This window comes from Saccharibacillus deserti, assembly GCF_013618475.1.
Lineage (GTDB): Bacteria > Bacillota > Bacilli > Paenibacillales > Paenibacillaceae > Saccharibacillus > Saccharibacillus deserti.
Window position 1 is genome coordinate 930,943 of record NZ_JABJVN010000002.1, and the last position, 17,019, is coordinate 947,961.

Annotated in this window: 13 protein-coding genes; 5 read left to right on the forward strand and 8 right to left on the reverse strand. The window is 54.1% G+C overall.

All coding sequences use genetic code 11. The features are described from left to right. Nucleotides 1-87 precede the first annotated feature (87 nt). The 3 genes from HOP44_RS10245 to HOP44_RS10255 all read right to left on the reverse strand — a co-directional run bounded on the left by HOP44_RS10245 (nucleotide 88) and on the right by HOP44_RS10255 (nucleotide 4,286). Complete coding sequence (locus HOP44_RS10245) at nucleotides 88-2,223, reverse strand: ABC transporter ATP-binding protein (RefSeq protein WP_172252937.1); 2,136 nt, start codon at nucleotides 2,221-2,223, stop codon at nucleotides 88-90. Further along, nucleotides 2,213-3,985, reverse strand: coding sequence for an ABC transporter ATP-binding protein (locus HOP44_RS10250; RefSeq protein WP_172252939.1), 1,773 nt, complete (start codon nucleotides 3,983-3,985; stop codon nucleotides 2,213-2,215). Before HOP44_RS10250 ends, HOP44_RS10245 begins: the two co-directional genes overlap by 11 nt. A 163-nt stretch (nucleotides 3,986-4,148) precedes the next feature. Further along, nucleotides 4,149-4,286, reverse strand: coding sequence for a hypothetical protein (locus HOP44_RS10255; protein WP_172252941.1), 138 nt, complete (start codon nucleotides 4,284-4,286; stop codon nucleotides 4,149-4,151). A gap of 222 nt (nucleotides 4,287-4,508) precedes the next feature. Between HOP44_RS10255 and HOP44_RS10260 the strand changes: the two genes are divergently transcribed. Further along, nucleotides 4,509-4,802, forward strand: a complete 294-nt coding sequence (locus tag HOP44_RS10260; protein WP_172252943.1) for a HesB/YadR/YfhF family protein — start codon at nucleotides 4,509-4,511, stop codon at nucleotides 4,800-4,802. A gap of 86 nt (nucleotides 4,803-4,888) precedes the next feature. On the opposite strand, the gene HOP44_RS10265 is transcribed toward HOP44_RS10260, so the two are convergent. Further along, nucleotides 4,889-5,395, reverse strand: coding sequence for an ADP-heptose synthase (locus HOP44_RS10265; RefSeq protein ID WP_172252945.1), 507 nt, complete (start codon nucleotides 5,393-5,395; stop codon nucleotides 4,889-4,891). Nucleotides 5,396-5,489: 94 nt separating this feature from the next. Continuing rightward, nucleotides 5,490-6,497 (reverse strand): YpdA family putative bacillithiol disulfide reductase, encoded by a 1,008-nt coding sequence (locus tag HOP44_RS10270; RefSeq protein WP_172252947.1) that lies wholly within the window; start codon nucleotides 6,495-6,497, stop codon nucleotides 5,490-5,492. A gap of 542 nt (nucleotides 6,498-7,039) precedes the next feature. Between HOP44_RS10270 and rsgA the strand changes: the two genes are divergently transcribed. Next, complete coding sequence (rsgA, locus tag HOP44_RS10275; protein WP_246369699.1) at nucleotides 7,040-8,185, forward strand: ribosome small subunit-dependent GTPase A; 1,146 nt, start codon at nucleotides 7,040-7,042, stop codon at nucleotides 8,183-8,185. 28 nt (nucleotides 8,186-8,213) lie between these two features. On the opposite strand, the gene HOP44_RS10280 is transcribed toward rsgA, so the two are convergent. Both HOP44_RS10280 and HOP44_RS10285 read right to left on the reverse strand, forming a co-directional pair. Then, nucleotides 8,214-9,470 carry a carbamoyl phosphate synthase small subunit gene (locus HOP44_RS10280; RefSeq protein ID WP_172252949.1) on the reverse strand — a complete coding sequence of 419 codons (1,257 nt, stop codon included), beginning with the start codon at nucleotides 9,468-9,470 and terminating at the stop codon, nucleotides 8,214-8,216. A 202-nt stretch (nucleotides 9,471-9,672) separates the two neighbouring features. After that, nucleotides 9,673-9,993 (reverse strand): hypothetical protein, encoded by a 321-nt coding sequence (locus HOP44_RS10285; RefSeq protein WP_172252951.1) that lies wholly within the window; start codon nucleotides 9,991-9,993, stop codon nucleotides 9,673-9,675. A gap of 202 nt (nucleotides 9,994-10,195) precedes the next feature. Between HOP44_RS10285 and HOP44_RS10290 the strand changes: the two genes are divergently transcribed. The 3 genes from HOP44_RS10290 to odhB all read left to right on the forward strand — a co-directional run bounded on the left by HOP44_RS10290 (nucleotide 10,196) and on the right by odhB (nucleotide 15,442). Then, entirely contained in the window at nucleotides 10,196-11,026 is an 831-nt protein-coding gene (locus tag HOP44_RS10290) for a PPK2 family polyphosphate kinase (RefSeq protein ID WP_172252953.1), read from the forward strand. A 224-nt stretch (nucleotides 11,027-11,250) separates the two neighbouring features. Continuing rightward, nucleotides 11,251-14,130, forward strand: coding sequence for a 2-oxoglutarate dehydrogenase E1 component (locus tag HOP44_RS10295; RefSeq protein WP_172252955.1), 2,880 nt, complete (start codon nucleotides 11,251-11,253; stop codon nucleotides 14,128-14,130). Nucleotides 14,131-14,134: 4 nt separating this feature from the next. Continuing rightward, entirely contained in the window at nucleotides 14,135-15,442 is a 1,308-nt protein-coding gene (gene odhB, locus HOP44_RS10300; protein ID WP_172252956.1) for a 2-oxoglutarate dehydrogenase complex dihydrolipoyllysine-residue succinyltransferase, read from the forward strand. A 100-nt stretch (nucleotides 15,443-15,542) separates the two neighbouring features. Here the strand turns inward: odhB and HOP44_RS10305 are convergent, their stop codons facing one another. Then, nucleotides 15,543-16,652: an AI-2E family transporter gene (locus tag HOP44_RS10305; RefSeq protein ID WP_172252957.1), complete on the reverse strand. Its 1,110-nt coding sequence runs from the start codon at nucleotides 16,650-16,652 to the stop codon at nucleotides 15,543-15,545. Nucleotides 16,653-17,019: the final 367 nt, after the last annotated feature.

A 17,019-nucleotide genomic window follows, 5' to 3' on the forward strand; every position in this document is an offset into this window, starting at 1 on the left:
GGAAGTTGCAAAAAAAGAGCGTTCCCTACAAGGGAACGCTCTTTTGCTATTTGCTCCGCGCCGAATCAGGCGCAAAGGTCATACGATTTAATCTCCGCTTGCTCCGCCGAATGCCGGACGGGCATCAAAGCCCGATTCCGGCTTGCCTGTGACCGGCGTAATCGAATCGCCGCCGCCCTGCTGCAGCTGATACATTTGGAAGTAGCGGCCGCCGTGGGCCATCAGTTCGTCGTGACTGCCGCGTTCGACGATCTCGCCGCGGTGCAGCACCAGAATCTGGTCCGCGCTGCGGATCGTCGACAAACGGTGGGCGATGACGAACGTCGTCCGGCCTTTTTTAAGTACATTGAGCGCGGATTGGATCAACGATTCCGTCTCGGTATCGATATTCGCGGTCGCTTCGTCGAGAATCAAGATGGCGGGATCGAACGCCAGCGCACGGGCGAACGAGATCAGCTGACGCTGCCCGGCGGACAGCGTGCTGCCTTTTTCCACGACCGGTTCGTCGAAACCTCCCGGAAGATCGGCCAGAATCTTGTCCGCACCGACTTCGCGAAGCGCTTCGTTGACGCGTTCGCGGCTGATTCGCTCGTCGCCCAGGCTCACATTGGATGCGATCGTGCCGGTGAACAGGTAAGGGTCCTGCAGCACGATGCCCATGTGCTGGCGGATATGCTGCTTCGGCAGATCCAGTACGCTCTGGCCGTCGATCGTAATTGTGCCTTTTTGCGGATCGTAGAAGCGGAACAGCAGATTGATGATCGAACTTTTGCCCGAGCCCGTATGGCCGACCAACGCGACCGTTTGGCCCTGCTTCGCTTCGAACGAGATATTTTTGAGTACATAGTCTTTTTTGTAGGCGAAGGAGACGTCTTTGAAAGCCACATCGCCTTTGTAACGCGTCATGCCGCCGTCGGTGACGTTTTCGCCCGGCTCGTCCAGCAGTTCGAATACCCGTCCCGCCGAGACCATGGCCGAGTCCAGCGCAGCCAGTTGGTTCATCATGCCGGTAATCGGTTGGAACAACCGTCCCAGAATATCGACGAACGCGTACAGCGCGCCGAGTGAAATGATAGATTCGGCGCCGCCGATCGTCGAGGAACCGAAATACCAGATGACGACCGTGAACGCCAGGTTGCGCAGCACATTGACCAGGTTATGGGAAGTGAGCGAGTTCAAGTTGAGCATTTTGTTCTGGTGTTTCATGTAATCGCCGTTCAGTTCTTCGAACTCGTCGCGCGTCTGCTTTTCGCGTCGGAACACGCGGATGATCGACATGCCCTGAATAGACTCATTGATGATCGCGTTCAATTCGCTGAGACGCGAACGAATGATGGTATTGTACTGGGTTGCGATCTTGCGGTACAGATAAATCCACAGGATGATCAGCGGGATGATAAACAGCGAAACCGCAGCCAGACGGGGATCCAGAATAAATAAAGCGATATAAATACCGGTGATATACACAATGCCGGTCGTGAAATTGGACAAGACCGCGATAAACAAATCTTTGACCGCTTCGGTATCGTTGGTAATTCGGGAGACGACTTTTCCGGCCGGCAGATTATCGAAAAAGTGGACCGGAAGCCGCTGGATATGCGCATACAGATCCAGGCGGAGTTTCTGAATGACCCGATTCGCCGACGACTGCAGCCAGTAGGTCTTGCCGAATTCCATCGCGATCGAGATAGCGAGGAACAGCAGGTAGAGCAGAATCAGCCGCATGATGCCGGGGATTTCCGGTTCGTAGAAGTTGAACAGCTCCCCTTTGGACAGCCGCTGCGCCGGATACGAGACCGTGCCTCCTGCCGTTTCGATCGTGAGTGTTCCGTTATCGAAGCTGCGGTCTCCTTCGACAACCGGAACCGTTTCGTCGACGAAGACGAAGCCGCGGCCGACCTGCAGAACGTGGACTTCTTCGCCGCGCGTCTCGCCTGCGGCAAAACGGTCCCCGCGTTTATAATGGTTTTCCTGGTAAGCGACCGTACCTTCGCCGGATTCGCTTGTTTCGTAATACGGATTTTCGATGCCCATCACATGGTCGTCGATCATCGTTTTGGCAATAAAAGGGCTGGCCAGTTCGGCGCCGACGCCGATCGACAGAGCGAAAATTGCCGCAATGAATGTGCCTTTTGCGCCTAGAGCGTATCGGAAGAGCCGGGCGGCCGCCTTTTTTTTCGGCACCGCTGTCGTTTCTTCGGGAAGTCCGGTATTAGTGTTCATGGTCGGTATGCACCTCCTCGGAGGAGAGATTGGATTCCACCTGCTGCCGGTCGTACTGCTCGCGATACCAGCCGCCCTGCGCAATCAGCTGCGCATGGGTGCCCTGCTCGACAATACGTCCTTTTTCCAGCACGACGATATGGTCGGCATGCTCGACGGCGGACAGGCGGTGAGTCGAGATCAGCGTCGTTTTTCCTGCGCGCTTTTCCCGGATATTGTGAATGATGCGCGCTTCGGTGCGTGCATCGACGGCGGATAAGGCATCGTCGAGAATCAGAATCTGCGGTTCGGCGATAAAGGCGCGAGCCAGCGAGACGCGCTGTTTCTGACCGCCGGAGAGCGAGACGCCGCGTTCGCCGACCCGGGTCTCAAGCCCGTCGGACAGCGTTTCCAGATCGCCTTCGAAAGCGGCGGTACGGATCGCTTCCATAATTTCGTTTTCATCCGCATCGTTTTTGCCGTATCGGATATTCTCGCGGACGGTTTTGGAGAACAGGATTTGTTCCTGCGGCACGTAACCGATCCAGCTGTGCAGCCGGTCTTTGCCAAGATCTTGGATCGGGGTGTCGGACAGCCGAATATCGCCGGTACCTGTCGGATATTCGTGCAGAAGCTGCTTGAGCAGCGTCGACTTGCCGCTGCCGGTCCGGCCCACAACGCCCAAAGTTTGTCCGGCGAGCAGCTTCAGACTGACTTCTTCCAGATTATCGACTGTCGAAGTCGGATAACGGAAAGTCACATTCCGGAATTCGATCGATTCGGGACGCTTGATATCGACCGGATGTTCGGGTTCTTCGATGTCCGCTTTGGTAAACAGGACTTCGTTGACCCGATCAAGCGAAGCGCCGCCGCGCTGCATGATGTTGATCAGTTCGCCGATCGCGAACATCGGCCAGATCATCATGCCGAGATACATATTGAACGTAACCAGGTCGCCGAGCGTCAATTCGCTGCGGAACACCAGATAGATCCCGTAGGCCAGTCCGATCAAATAGCTCAGCCCGACGCACAGCCGAATATACGGTTCGAACACCGCGTCGACTTTGGCTACGGCCAGGTTCTTTTTGTACACGTCGTTTGTGATATCCGAAAAGCGCTTCTCGTCATGGCGTTCCTGAACATAGGCGCGAATCACGCGGATACCCGCAACCGATTCAAGCACCTGGTCGTTCATATCGCCGAAAGAATCCTGGGCCAGCGTGTAGCGCTGGTGAATGATTTTGCCGTAGATGCTCATGCCGATCGCGATGAACGGAAGAGGGATCAGAGCGGCCAAAGTGAGTTTCCAGCTGACGATAAAGCCCATGGCCAGCAGCACGGTAAGCAGGAACAACGTGGAGTCGGTCAGCGTAAGCATCCCGAATCCTGCGGTCATGGCGACGGCGCGCAGATCGTTTGTGGCGCGGGCCATCAGATCGCCGGTCCGGTTGCGCTCGAAGAACGGAGGCGTCATCCGGAGCAGATGGGCCATGAAGCGGCTTCTGAGCAGGCGCTCGACCAGATTGGAGCCTCCGAAGAGCTGACGCATCCATATGTACGTAATGCCGTACATGACGACGAGCAGGCCGAGAATACCGCCGACGTACATGAACAGCCGTTCGCTGGTGATCAATCCGCCGGCGATGTCGTCGACAGCGATACCGATCAGCCTCGGAGGAAGCAGTTCGATCACGCCGACGAGCACAAGGAAGAATACCCCGATCAAGTAGCGTCTTTTTTCCTGCCGGAAGAACCAGCCTAGATTGCGAAGGACGGAAAACATTCCATCACTTCCTTTCTTCTCAAAGATGGATTTACCAATCATTTTTGCGAAAACCGCAAAAAAAGCATACCGCGGCGCGCGATATGCTTAAAAAAACGATTCATATGGCGAACGATGGGATAAAGCCAATCGTTCGCATTTTTTCGTCTGTCGGGTGCGAATCTCAGGCCTTCACAGGCAGGAGAGCGCAGGCCGAGAGACGGCGGACGGAAGCTTCATCGATATGAAGTTCGGAAAGGGCAGACTTCGGGCGATAGGCGTCTTTGAACGTGAGGCCAAAACTTTCCTTGAACGTTAACATCGAATTCACTCCTTCCTGGGTTTGATGATCGCAAATGATCTCGTATGCTCCCGATTTTAGCACCGTCTCTCAGAAAAAGTCAACGAAAAACTGAAAAGGAGCGCTTGGAAACAAAAGGAGAATCGCTGTGAGGTTTGTCGCGAAGCGCGTTGTGGGGTATGATAAAGCTATAAACGAAGCGCGATATACCGCTTCGACCTTGTGCGAAGGAGGGAACGCGAGATGAGTCTTAATATCACGCAGCAGGCCGCGGATTGGTACAAAAAAGAGCTGGGACTTCAATCTGGCGATTATGTCCGGTTTTATGCCAGATACAGCAACACGAGCGATATTCATCCGGGCTTTTCGCTTGGAATTGCAACGGAAGAGCCGAGCAATCCGGGATTGACGCAGGATTCGGAAGGCATTACGTTCTACATGGAAGAGAAGGACCTGTGGTATCTCGACGGTTATCGGCTCAACGTCACGTATCTGGCGGAGCAGGACGATATTTTGTACGCTTACGAGCGGGAATAATAACCAAGCGCCATGCACCAACCAAAAAGACGAACGAGCCGGGAAGTCCGGTCCGTTCGTCTTTTTGGTTGGTGTCCGGCAGATCTTTAGAGTTGTGCCGTGCCTTCCAGTGCAAATTCGAAATCGTCGATATCGAAGACCTGAACCGGGACGGCGGCCGAAATGATCCGCTGGATCATTTCGAGCTGGTCGGTCAGGACGGGAGCTTCTTCTTTGAGGGCCGATAGCAGCACCTCGGTTTCGATCGGATCGAATACTTCGCCGTAATGGGCGTTGTCCACCGCATTGATAATGCTCAGCTTGATCTGGTCGCCAAGCAGGATAGGCGCACTTTTCGCCCAGGGTACCGATAAGGCTTTCTGGATCTTCTTTTTGTTCAGCGGTTCTTCGAAATAAGCGACCAATTCCTTGACTTTTTCTTTGACATGTTTGTCGTCGCCGGGCTCGTTCATGAGCGGCTCGGAACCTTCTTCGAATTCGTAAAGTTCCAGTATGGTTGTATACGGAACGATATATTCGACCGGACGGTTCACCGAGAGCAGCTGCCCGTAAATGGCGACCATGACGGCTTCAATGACGAAACGTTGAGACATAAGCAGCGGTCCTCCTAGCGGCCGGGTGACGATCTTGCAATCGTGCCGACGCAATCCTCGTATGTGGGAAGTATAGCACAACAAGGCAATGAAATCAGCTTTTTGCAGACTTTTCCCCTGCACGGACCCGGCTGGCGATATGCTCGGCAATAAATCGACCGTGCATGCGGCCGCTCTCGATAAACACCTCGTTGGCGTTTCTTCCGGAGGCGATGACACCTGCCACATAGAGCCCGGGTACACCGGTTTCCATCGTTTCGGGATCGTACACCGGTTTGTCGAGATCGTCCGACATCTGCGCGCCGGCTTCGGTCAGAAGTTTGCGGTCCGGACGGAAGCCGGTCATGGCCAGCACGAAGTCGTTTTTGATCCGGGACTCGCTCTCCGGTCCTTTTACGACGACGTAGTCTTCGCCGATCTCGCTCAGGCTTGAACCGAGGTGGAGGGTAATCTTCCCTTTGGCAATCATGCCTTCGAACAGCGGGCGGACCCACGGTTTGATATGCTGGGAGATTTCCGTTCTGCGGTAGACCATATCGATTTTGGCTCCGACGCGAATCAATTCGAGCGCGGCATCGACCGCCGAATTGCTTCCGCCTACGATCGCCACGTTCATGCCGGCGTACGGATGGGCTTCGCGGAAGTAATGCGTTACTTTGTCTTTTTCTTCGCCGGGAATGCCCAATTCGTTCGGATGATCGAAATATCCCGTCGAGACGACCACGCTGCCGGCTTCGTATTCGCGTCTGTTGCCCGCACGGTCGCAGGTTTCGACGCGGAACGTACCGTCCGGCTGGGGACGTACGGACAACGCTTCTTCATACGAGGAGATCCGCAGGTCGTAATGACCTGCCACTTTGCGGTAATAAGCCAACGCTTCGTGTCGAAACGGCTTTTCATTGGGCGAAGTGAACGGCACTTCGCCGATCTCGAGCAGTTCTGCCGTGCTGAAAAACTGCATGTTGGTCGGGTACAGATAGATCGAATGTACCACGTTATGTTTTTCAATGATCCGGACGGACAGTCCGCGGCGTCCGCATTCGATCGCGGCGGATAATCCGCATGGTCCGGCGCCTATAATCAGAACATCTTCTTTTTCCATAGTCTGCGTTCTTCCTCCTTGACATGTTCGTGCTTCCTGTAAATACGGCCTGCGAAAAAGGCATAAACCTTTCTTCTTCATTATCGCGCAAAGCTTCTTTTTCGTCCAACGCGGGGCACGATACGGAAGATGCTGCTTAAAAAAAGCTTGACATTCTTTTCGAAGCTCCGATAAACTGTGGGCAAATGATGGTGAGAGGAGAGATAACATGGCATACCCTTCATATTCGATTGTTTATACCTGTTGCAATCTCTCTCTACACCCGTCGATCTGAACGCTTGGTACGCATTTTCGATTTCTTTATCCAAAAGAAATCAGGCATGCTGCGGCGTATCGCGACGCGGTGCTGCCTCCATATTGCCCAAGTCGTGCCGCAAGGACCGTTTGATTGAACAAACGGAGCCTGTGCACCGCTTGGGAACGGGCAGCCGGGGAGAGAACTCTCCCCGGCTTTTTTGCGCTCTTTTTCGGAGAAAAGAGCGATGGGAGAGGGTCGGTAAAGGCTGAATCACCGATAGACATCCCATTTTACGGAGGCATTTATGAATAAAACGACCCAAGAAAACCGAAACGCCCAAAAGGATCCTGTACAGACCCCGCAATTCCCCGCTTCTTACGGCTGGGATGAACACTGGGAAGTAGTTTGGCGCGAAGCGGGCTACGAAGAATCCGGCCTGCTTCCGGTACGAATGACGGCCGATTTCGGCCAAATGTTCAAAGTCGCGACTGCCGAAGGCGAGTATAGAGCCGAAACCAGCGGTCGTCTGCGCCACTTGACAGACAGCGAAGCCGAACTCCCGGCAGTCGGCGATTGGCTGGCGGCGGAGATCCTGCCCGGCGAACAAAGAGCCCGCATACACGGAGTTCTTCCGAGGCGAAGCCGGATTTCTCGCAAAGCGGCCGGTGCGCCGGTAAAAGAGCAGATTATTGCCACCAATATCGATACACTGTTTGTGGTCACCTCGCTCAATTTCGACCTGAATGTCCGGCGTTTGGAACGCTATTTGATCATGGCTTGGAACTCCGGAACGCAGCCGGTTATTTTGTTGAACAAATCGGATCTGTGCGACGATGATTTTCGCGAGCGGGCTTTACTGGAAGTAGGGCGTGCCGCTCCCGGAGTGCCTATTCATGCCGTGAGTGCACAGACCGGCGCCGGCTTGGAAGAAGTGGCCGCCTATTTTGCCGGAGGGCGAAGCTGTGCCTTGACCGGAACATCGGGCTGCGGCAAGTCTACGCTGACCAACCGCCTTGCGGGAGGAGAAGGGCAGCGAACGAGCGGAATCCGGGAAGACGACAGCCGGGGGCGGCATACGACAACCCACCGCCAGATGGTGGCCATGCCCGGCGGAGGGATCCTGATCGATACGCCGGGCATGCGCGAACTTCAATTGTGGGAAGGGGAAGAGGACGGGTTTTCGGGTACTTTTTCCGATATCGAAGTTCTGGCTGCCGGCTGCCGATTCCGGGATTGTACCCATACCGGCGAAGAAGGATGTGCGGTTAAGGAGGCTTTGGACGAAGGGGAGCTGGATGCGGGCCGGATGGCCGGTTACCGCAAAACGCAGCGAGAGCTTGCTTTCCTGGAACGCAAAGAAAAAAGCCGCTCTTCGTCCGGCCGCGCTGCCGCAAGCGGCAAACGCGATCGGAAAGAGCGGCGAAGCAAAGATTGGCTGCAGGAAGACTGATTTCGGCGAATTCACAAATCGGAATCGTTCAGTAAGCGGACGGAGCGAGCCGTTTCTCAACCGGAGAAGCGGCTTGTTCCGTTTCTTTGCGTTGGGGATGCCGATTGGCTGCCGCTCCGGCCGCCGTGCGCAAGCGTTCCGGCGTATGGAGACTGCCGTTTTCAAACCCTGCGGCTTTCGCTTTGGCGATCGACGAAACATAAGAAGCGCGTTTGGCTTTGAACGTATCGACCATATCGAGAAACTGGTCGAACAGCAGATTGCTGTCGGTCGGTCCAGGCGCGGCTTCGGGATGGAACTGTACGGAAAACGCCGGAGCGCTGCCATGTTTGAGCCCTTCGACGCTGCCGTCGTTATTGTTGATATGGGTGACGATCAGGTCCGTTTGGGCAAGGCTGTCTTCGAGCACCGAGTAGCTGTGATTCTGCGAAGTAATCAGGCATCGGTTGGTCGACAAATCTTTGACCGGATGGTTCGCTCCGCGGTGACCGAATTTCAGCTTGACCGTATCCGCGCCCGAAGCGAGAGCAAACAGCTGGTGTCCCAGACAAATGCCGAACAGGGGCGTTTGTCCGATCAGCCCGCGTACGGTCTCGACCGCTTCCGGTACGTCTTTGGGATCGCCTGGGCCGTTGGACAGCAGCACGCCGTCGGGATTGAAGCGGCCGATATCGGCTGCGCTTGCCGTATGCGGGACCACGACCACATCGCATCCGCGCTGTCCGAGTTCTCTTATAATACCGGCTTTGCTTCCGTAATCGATAACGACAATCCGCTGCTTCGTGCCCGGAATCCGGTAAGAGCGCGGCGTCGAGACCCGGCTTACCTGATCGTGGGGAGAAGAAGTGGCCCGAAGCTGTTCGAGCAGTTCTTCGACGCTCGCGTTTCCGGTAGTAATCAGCCCGCGAAGCGTGCCGTGATTGCGCAGACAACGTGTCAGCATACGGGTATCGATATCCGAAACGCCGGGAATGTCGTATTCTTTGAGCATCGTACCCAGATCGTATTCGGCACGCCAGTTGCTTGGAGCCGTCTCGTAGCGGCGAACCACGAAACCGTGGATCCAGGGGCGTGTCGCTTCGAAATCTTCGTGGTTAATACCGTAGTTGCCGATCAACGGCTGGGTCATCGTCACGATCTGCCCGCAGTAGGAAGGATCCGACAGGACCTCCTGATAACCCGTGATTCCCGTATTGAATACGACTTCGCCTGCCGTTTGTCTGTCGCTGCCGAACGAAGTTCCCGTAAACAAAGTTCCGTCTTCCAATATCAGTCTGGCTTTCATTCCGTTTCCCTCCCTGAGCTGCCTTGCTTATCTGAGGAGTTTTGAACTCCGTCACTTTTGAATTTAATTAAATATACAACAATAAGAATAAATATGCAAACCATTCCACAAAAAAAGCGGGAGCTTTCCCGCCTTTTCTCTGCTTCTTTATTTCCGCTTCTTTATTTCCGCTTCTTCATTATTGTCCTTTATCGGCTGAGACTCAGCGTGCAAATCCGTTAACAGCGGAAGAATTCTCCCAATGCGAAGATACGCCGGCGGCCATCGCAGGGGAATGTTCGGATTCTCCGATCTCGATATACCGGTCCTGCGCACAATCGTACTCCACCAGGAAACGATGGGGGTTCGCGCATGCCGTACAAATGGCATTTCCTTCGAGCAGCAGTTTGTCCGGCTCTTTTGCGATCAATTTCATCCAGGCGACCGGACCGCTGATATATTTTGCTCCGTTCGGATCAAAAGCGCCCGTGCATTGGAAGGTGCGAAAACAGTGTCCGCAGACGCATTCCTTTTTCAAAAACATAAGGCCCATCCTCCTTCGGGATTATTTTTTGGTACCGGATGCTTTTACACTTGACAAACTATTACCACGGGCTTTTTTCTTGAAACCTTTTTGGAGAAAATGATTCTTTTCGGCAGCACCTTTTGTAAACCCGGCGGCAAAAGGAGGCAAAACGGGTATTGATAGAAGATGGACAGCGTGAAGCGCAAAGGAGTGAAGAAGGATGAAGATCAAAACACCGTTATGCACGGGAGACAAAGTACGGCTGGATCGGCTGCCGACCGCCTATTCGCTTAGTGAGCGTCCCGGGGACAAAGAAATCGATGCGAAGAAAAAAAAGCTGGGCCGAAAGCTTGAGCAGCTGCAGGAGCGTCTGTTTGCTTCACGCAGCCAGGCGGTCTTGTTCGTTTTCCAGGGAATGGACTGCAGCGGCAAAGACGGCACGATCAACCGCGTTTTTTCCCAAGTGAATCCGCAGGGGGTCCTGATCCACAGCTTCAAAGCGCCGACGGACGAAGAACGGTCCCACGACTATCTATGGAGAGCGCACCGCTTCGTGCCGGGCATGGGGTATATGGGTGCCTTCAACCGTTCCTATTATGAAGACGTTTTGATCAGCCGGGTGCACGGAATGATCGAAGACGGAGAAGCCGGCAGACGTTTTTCCCAGATTAACGACTTCGAGAAAATGCTGACGGACAACCGGGTGACGGTGGTCAAGATTTTCCTGCATATTTCCAAAAGGTTTCAGTTGGACAAGCTGATCGCCCGAATCGAAAATCCGCACAAAAACTGGAAGTTCGATCCGAGTGATCTGGAGGAACGCAAACATTGGGACCGATATCAATCCTGCTATGAAGATGTATTGACCCAATGCGCGAGCAAGAAGCGGCCTTGGCATGTGGTGGCGGCGGACGATCGGGCTCTCCGGGACCTTGCGGTGCTGCAGATTGCGGTCGATACCCTGGAGAATCTGGACCTGGATTTTCCCCCGCCGGTACCCGAACTTCAGAAGCTTCTTCCGGATTTGTATCAAGAGCGCGAGAAAGAGTGACCGGAGAGTTTTATAGATGACCGGCAGGTCGAGACGACCGGGAAAAGGGAACGCTTACACGCGGCACTGGGGTCGGCGAAAAAATTAGCAAGGAACTTGCCGAACAAATTGAACTTGCTAGCAAAAAGCGGTACAATCGAGAAGTAAATGCTTTGTTCACTAATTTGTAAAAAAGTGCTCCACAAGAATGGGCTTTTGCAAACACAAGACGGAGGGTGGCAGCGATGACGAAACGATTTTCGAACACGCAGGGGCCATGGGAAAAGTATTACGGTCCGAACCTCGGATACGTACAGGAGCAATACGAACGTTATCAGGAGAATCCGGGATCGGTGGAACCTTCCTATCGGGAGCTGTTCGAACGCTTTGGCGCACCGCCGCAGCATCCTGCTTCGGGGACAGGGGTTTCAGCGGAAACAAACGGAACGGCAAACGATGCTCAAGCATTAAAGAAAGCGGTTGCAGCGAGCAAGCTGGCATGGAATATCCGCACCTACGGACATTTGGCTGCGGATATCGATCCGATCGGACTTGATGAAAAACCGAAAGTTTCGTTTCTCGACCCTTGTGAAGTGGGATTGAACGAGCAGGATCTGGCTTCCCTGCCTGCTTCGTTAATCTGGGAAGACGCGCCGCAGGACGTTTCGAACGGACTGGACGCTATTCGCAGACTGCGGGAGGTTTATACGGGAACAACGGCTTACGAATTCTCGCACGTCCATGACGAAAAAGAACGCGACTGGCTGAACCGGCAGGCCGAAGAGCGTCAGCTCTCCGCCAAGGAATTGACCCAGGAAGAACGCAAAGCTCTCCTGGAACGTCTTGTGCAGGTCGAACAGTTTGAAGAATTCCTGCACCGGACATTCGTCGGCCAAAAGCGTTTCTCTATTGAAGGAATCGATATGCTCGTTCCGGTGATGGACGAACTGGTGCGCGGATTCTCCAAAGCGGGAGCGGAACATGTACTGATGGGCATGGCCCACCGCGGACGTCTGAACGTGCTGGCGCATGTACTCGGCAAGCCTTACGGACGCATTTTCTCGGAATTCCATCATGCGCCGAACAAGGATTTGATGCCGTCGGAAGGTTCGATGGGGATCAACTTCGGCTGGACAGGCGATGTCAAATATCACTTGGGTGAAAAACGCGCGGTCGGCGAACAGGGCAAGACGCGTCTGACGCTCGCCAATAACCCGAGTCACCTGGAATATGTCGATCCGGTTGTCGAAGGATTTGCGCGTGCCGCCCAGGAAGACCGGAGCGTGCCGGGCTATCCGAAACAGAACACGAACGCGGCGGCTTCGATTCTCGTGCACGGCGATGCGGCTTTCCCGGGCGAAGGCGTAGTGGCGGAGACGCTCAACTTCAACCAGCTTCCCGGGTACCAAAATGGCGGAACGGTGCATATTATCGCCAACAACCGGCTCGGCTTTACGACCGAGAGCGGCGATTCCCGTTCTACTCATTATGCGAGCGACTTGGCGAAAGGCTATGAAATTCCGATCGTGCACGTCAATGCGGACGATCCGGATGCCTGCATCGCGGCTGCGCGTTTGGCCTGCGAATACCGGATGACTTTCAAGAAGGATTTTGTCATCGATTTGGTCGGTTACCGCCGCTACGGTCACAATGAAACGGACGATCCGGAGACGACCCAGCCTCTGGTTTACAAAAAGGTTAGGGAACATGATACGGCTGCGGCCGTTTTTGCAAAAAAATTGCATGAAAGCGGTGTGATTGGGGAAGGCGGTTTGGCGGAACTGCGCAGCAAGATCAATGCCGTCTTCAAGCAGGAGTACGAAGAGATGAAGAACGGCAAGCAGGGCGAAAGCCATCCGTTCCCGTTTGCTTCGAGCATCGACGAAAAGCCGCTCGAATCCCTGCAGACTTCCGTCGAATTGGAGAAACTGCGGTCGATCAACGAAAACCTGCTGAAGCGTCCGGACACCTTCAACGTGTATCCGAAGCTGGAGCGCATTCTTCAACGCCGTTTGAATGCATTGGACGAAGGCGAGAAAGTCGATTGGGGACAAGCGGAGACGCTTGCGTTCGCGACTATCCTGTCCGACGGCACGCCGATCCGGATCAGCGGCCAAGACGTGGAAAGAGCGACGTTCGCGCACCGGAATTTGGTGCTGCACGATGCCCAGACCGGCGAAACGTTCTGCCCTCTCCACGTGCTGCCGGAAGCCAAGGCTTCGTTCGCTATTCATAACAGCCCGTTGTCCGAAGCTTCGGTTATCGGTTTCGAGTATGGCTACAATGTATATTCGCCGCAGACCCTGGTTATTTGGGAAGCCCAGTACGGCGACTTTGCGAACGCGGGACAAGTCCTGATCGATCAGTTCGTGCTGCCGGGACGTTCCAAGTGGGCGCAAAAGTCGAGTCTTGTCATGCTGCTTCCGCACGGCTACGAAGGTCAAGGTCCGGAACACTCCAGTGCAAGGCTGGAACGCTACCTGCAGCTCGCCGGCGAAAACAACTGCACCATTGCCAGCGTGACGAGCGCAGCGCAGTACTTCCATCTGCTGCGCCGCCAGGCAGCCATGACCAACCGTGAAGATGCAAAGCCTTTGGTAGTCATGTCGCCGAAAAGCCTGATCCGCAACCCGCGGGTGGCTTCGCCGGCTTCCGACTTTACGGACGGCAGCTTCAAAGCGACAGTCGAACAGCGCGGGCTGGGCGATTCGCCGGACCGTGTAACGCGTGTCCTGCTGACCGGCGGCAAAATCGCGGTAGAGCTGGAAGACGCGATCGAAAAAGATGCGGATGCCGATTGGAGCTGGCTGCACATCGTCAGAGTCGAGCAGCTGTATCCGTTTCCTGCACGCGAAGTGTCCGCCTTCCTGGAGCTTTTCCCGAATCTCGAAGAGATCTATTGGGTACAGGAAGAACCTCATAACATGGGCGCCTGGCGCTATATCGAACCGAATATCCGGGCCGTTGCTCCAAAAGGCATCGAAGTGACGTATACCGGCAGACCGGAACGTTCCAGTCCGGCAAGCGGCTACCAGCATATCCATACTTTCGAACAGCAGAAGATCATCCAAACGGCCCTGGGCCAAAATTCATCCAAAAAAAATCAAATGAGTTTGGGGAGGTAGCGCTGTGAGCGATATCAAAGTACCGGAAATGGGAGAATCCGTCACCGAAGGCACGATTCTGCGCTGGACCGTGGCTGAAGGAGACGCCGTGCAGCAGGGAGACGTGCTGCTCGAACTTGAAACGGACAAGGTGAATTTGGAAGTGAGTGCGGAATCCAGCGGTTTGCTGGAATCCCTGCTCCGTCAAGAAGGCGACACCGTACAAGTCGGCGAAGTCATCGGCCGGATTCGTACAGGCGATGCGGCCTCGTCGACGACGGGGACCGCTTCTGCCCCGATCGGCGAAGAAAAAGCTGCGCCGGCTCCTGAAGCTGCACCTTCGCTGCCGTCCAGCCCCAAAGCCGCCGAAGCGGTCAGCCCGCCTCCGGCAGAGAGCGGCGACACCTCGGCCAAAGCTTCGCCGGCTGCGCGCAAGCTTGCGCGCGAACGCGGTGTCGAGCTCGGCAGCGTGCCGAGCGCCGACCCGATCGGTCGGCTCTACTCCGGCGACGTGAAATCGTTCGCCGACGGCGGTCCGGCCGCCCAGACCCAACCGGCGCCGCAGCAGCCGTCTGCGAAGCCTTCGGCTTCGCCAAAAGCGGCACAGCCGGCGCCTTCGGGCGACCCGCTGAAGCCGGTCGAACGCCAGCGCATGTCCCGCCGCCGCCAGACGATCGCTACCCGACTCGTCGAAGCGCAGCACAACGCCGCGATGCTCACGACGTTCAATGAAGTGGACATGACGGCGATCTTGGATGTACGCAAACGCCGCAAAGACAAGTTCAAAGAAAAGTTCGACGTGAACCTCGGATTTATGTCGTTCTTTACCAAAGCGGTTGTCGGTGCACTCAAAGCCTTCCCAGCTGTCAATGCGGAAATCGACGGCGACGAAGTGGTCTACAAGAAATTCTACGATATCGGGATTGCCGTATCCGCCAAAGAAGGACTTGTGGTACCTGTCGTACGCGACGCGGACCGACTCGGATTTGCTGAAATCGAGAAATCGATCGCAGGCCTGGCTACCAAAGCGCGCGACAACCAACTGGCCTTGTCCGATCTTCAGGGCGGCACATTCACCATCACGAACGGCGGCGTCTTCGGATCCCTGCTGTCGACTCCGATTCTGAATGCCCCGCAGGTCGGTATCCTGGGGATGCACAAGATCCAGCTTCGTCCGGTGGCAATCGATGCGGAACGTATGGAAAATCGGCCAATGATGTATGTGGCGCTTTCCTACGACCATCGGATTATCGATGGATCGGAAGCGGTTCGTTTCCTTGTCAAAGTTAAGGAACTGCTTGAAGATCCGGAGTCGCTCCTGATCGAAAGCTGATAGAACCCGTATACAATTTCATATTTTGCACATGACAAAAGACCCTGCGAACTTTGCGTTCGCAAGGTCTTTTTTTATATCTCTTATAGGCTTCAGGGTACTAGGTAAGGTCGACCTGTTTCACTTTGCTGCTGCGATAATACCGGTATAGATGAACAACAACGATCTTTACGACCATATAGAGCGGAATAATGATCAGTATGGCGACGAAGCCTCCGATTGCACCGCTGCTGAGCAGCAGGAAGACCGTGGTCAACGGATGGATATCGAGTGCGGAACCGTAAATGATAGGAGACAGGAGATTGTTTCGCAGCATTTGACCCGCTGCGATCACGACGACAATCCAAATCACCGAGCTGGGGGCATCAATAAAACCGACAATCAATGCAGGTAGAGCTCCCAGATACACGCCGATATAAGGAATCATGTCTGTCAGAATAATCAACAGAATGAGCAGCAGCGGATAAGGAACACCCACGATCAGGAAACCGATCAGATCGAATACCCCTACACACGTCGCCAAAAATACCCTTCCGACGATAAAGCTGCTTAGCGCCGTATCGATATCCCGCGCCGCATGGCGAAAATTGGGACGATATTTTACAGGAACGATTTTGAGCAAAAAGGCATAGCCTTTTCGATCGTCTTTCAACATAAAATATAAAATCATGGGAACCGTAGAAACGACAAGGAAAATCCAGGCGGCAACAGACAACGCATTGCTGAGAGAAGTGGTGACAGAATTGATGAAATTCTCAAGGTAGCCTGACAGCTGCTGCGGAATATCGATGCCTACATCGATATCATTGATTCTTGTTCCCCAAATTTCCTGTTCCTGCAGCTGGAACAGCAGCAGTTGAAGTTGATCCGAGAAATTCTGGGCGAGTTGGGGAAGGTTATCGCTGAAGTTCAAGAATTGCGATCTCAGGATCGGCCATACCCAGATAGCGAAACTGACAAAGACTCCAACCGCTGCCGCATACAGAAGAAGAATCGACCACGGACGTTTAATTTTCCATTGGTCGAGCTTGCGTATGGTCGGTCGGAACAAATAGTAAAGAAACAGCGACAAAACCACCGGGAAAAAGACCAAACTACACGCCGCTTTGAGCGGAGCGAGAATACCCGGTATTTTGGTGAGAAGAAACAGGACAATCAGCACGGCAATAATATGTAAGGCAATACGAAGAAAACGGTCGGACTTGAACATGAAAACCTCCCTTTGGAAAAATGAAAGATTGATAAAAAGAAAGCGTTTCATTTTCGTCTGATATGGATTATATTAATAGAGAGCGATCGATAGAAAGCCGTTTCTTGTCGATTGATCTCATTATAACGCAAGATGGGGATTTATACTTCCGGTGCCGAAGCAAATAGGGTTTGAAAAGAAATCAAAAAAGTTCTTGCATCATTGCTTGTTTAGTGATAAGATATAAATCTAGTCGCCAAACGAAAGCTTGCTTGGTTGTCAAAACCAAGATAGGCGGCAGGAACGAAAATAACGAGTTTGTTCCTTGAAAACTGAACAGTAAGTGAGTCGCGACGATGAAGATCGTCGTGAGAACGGATCTTCAAAT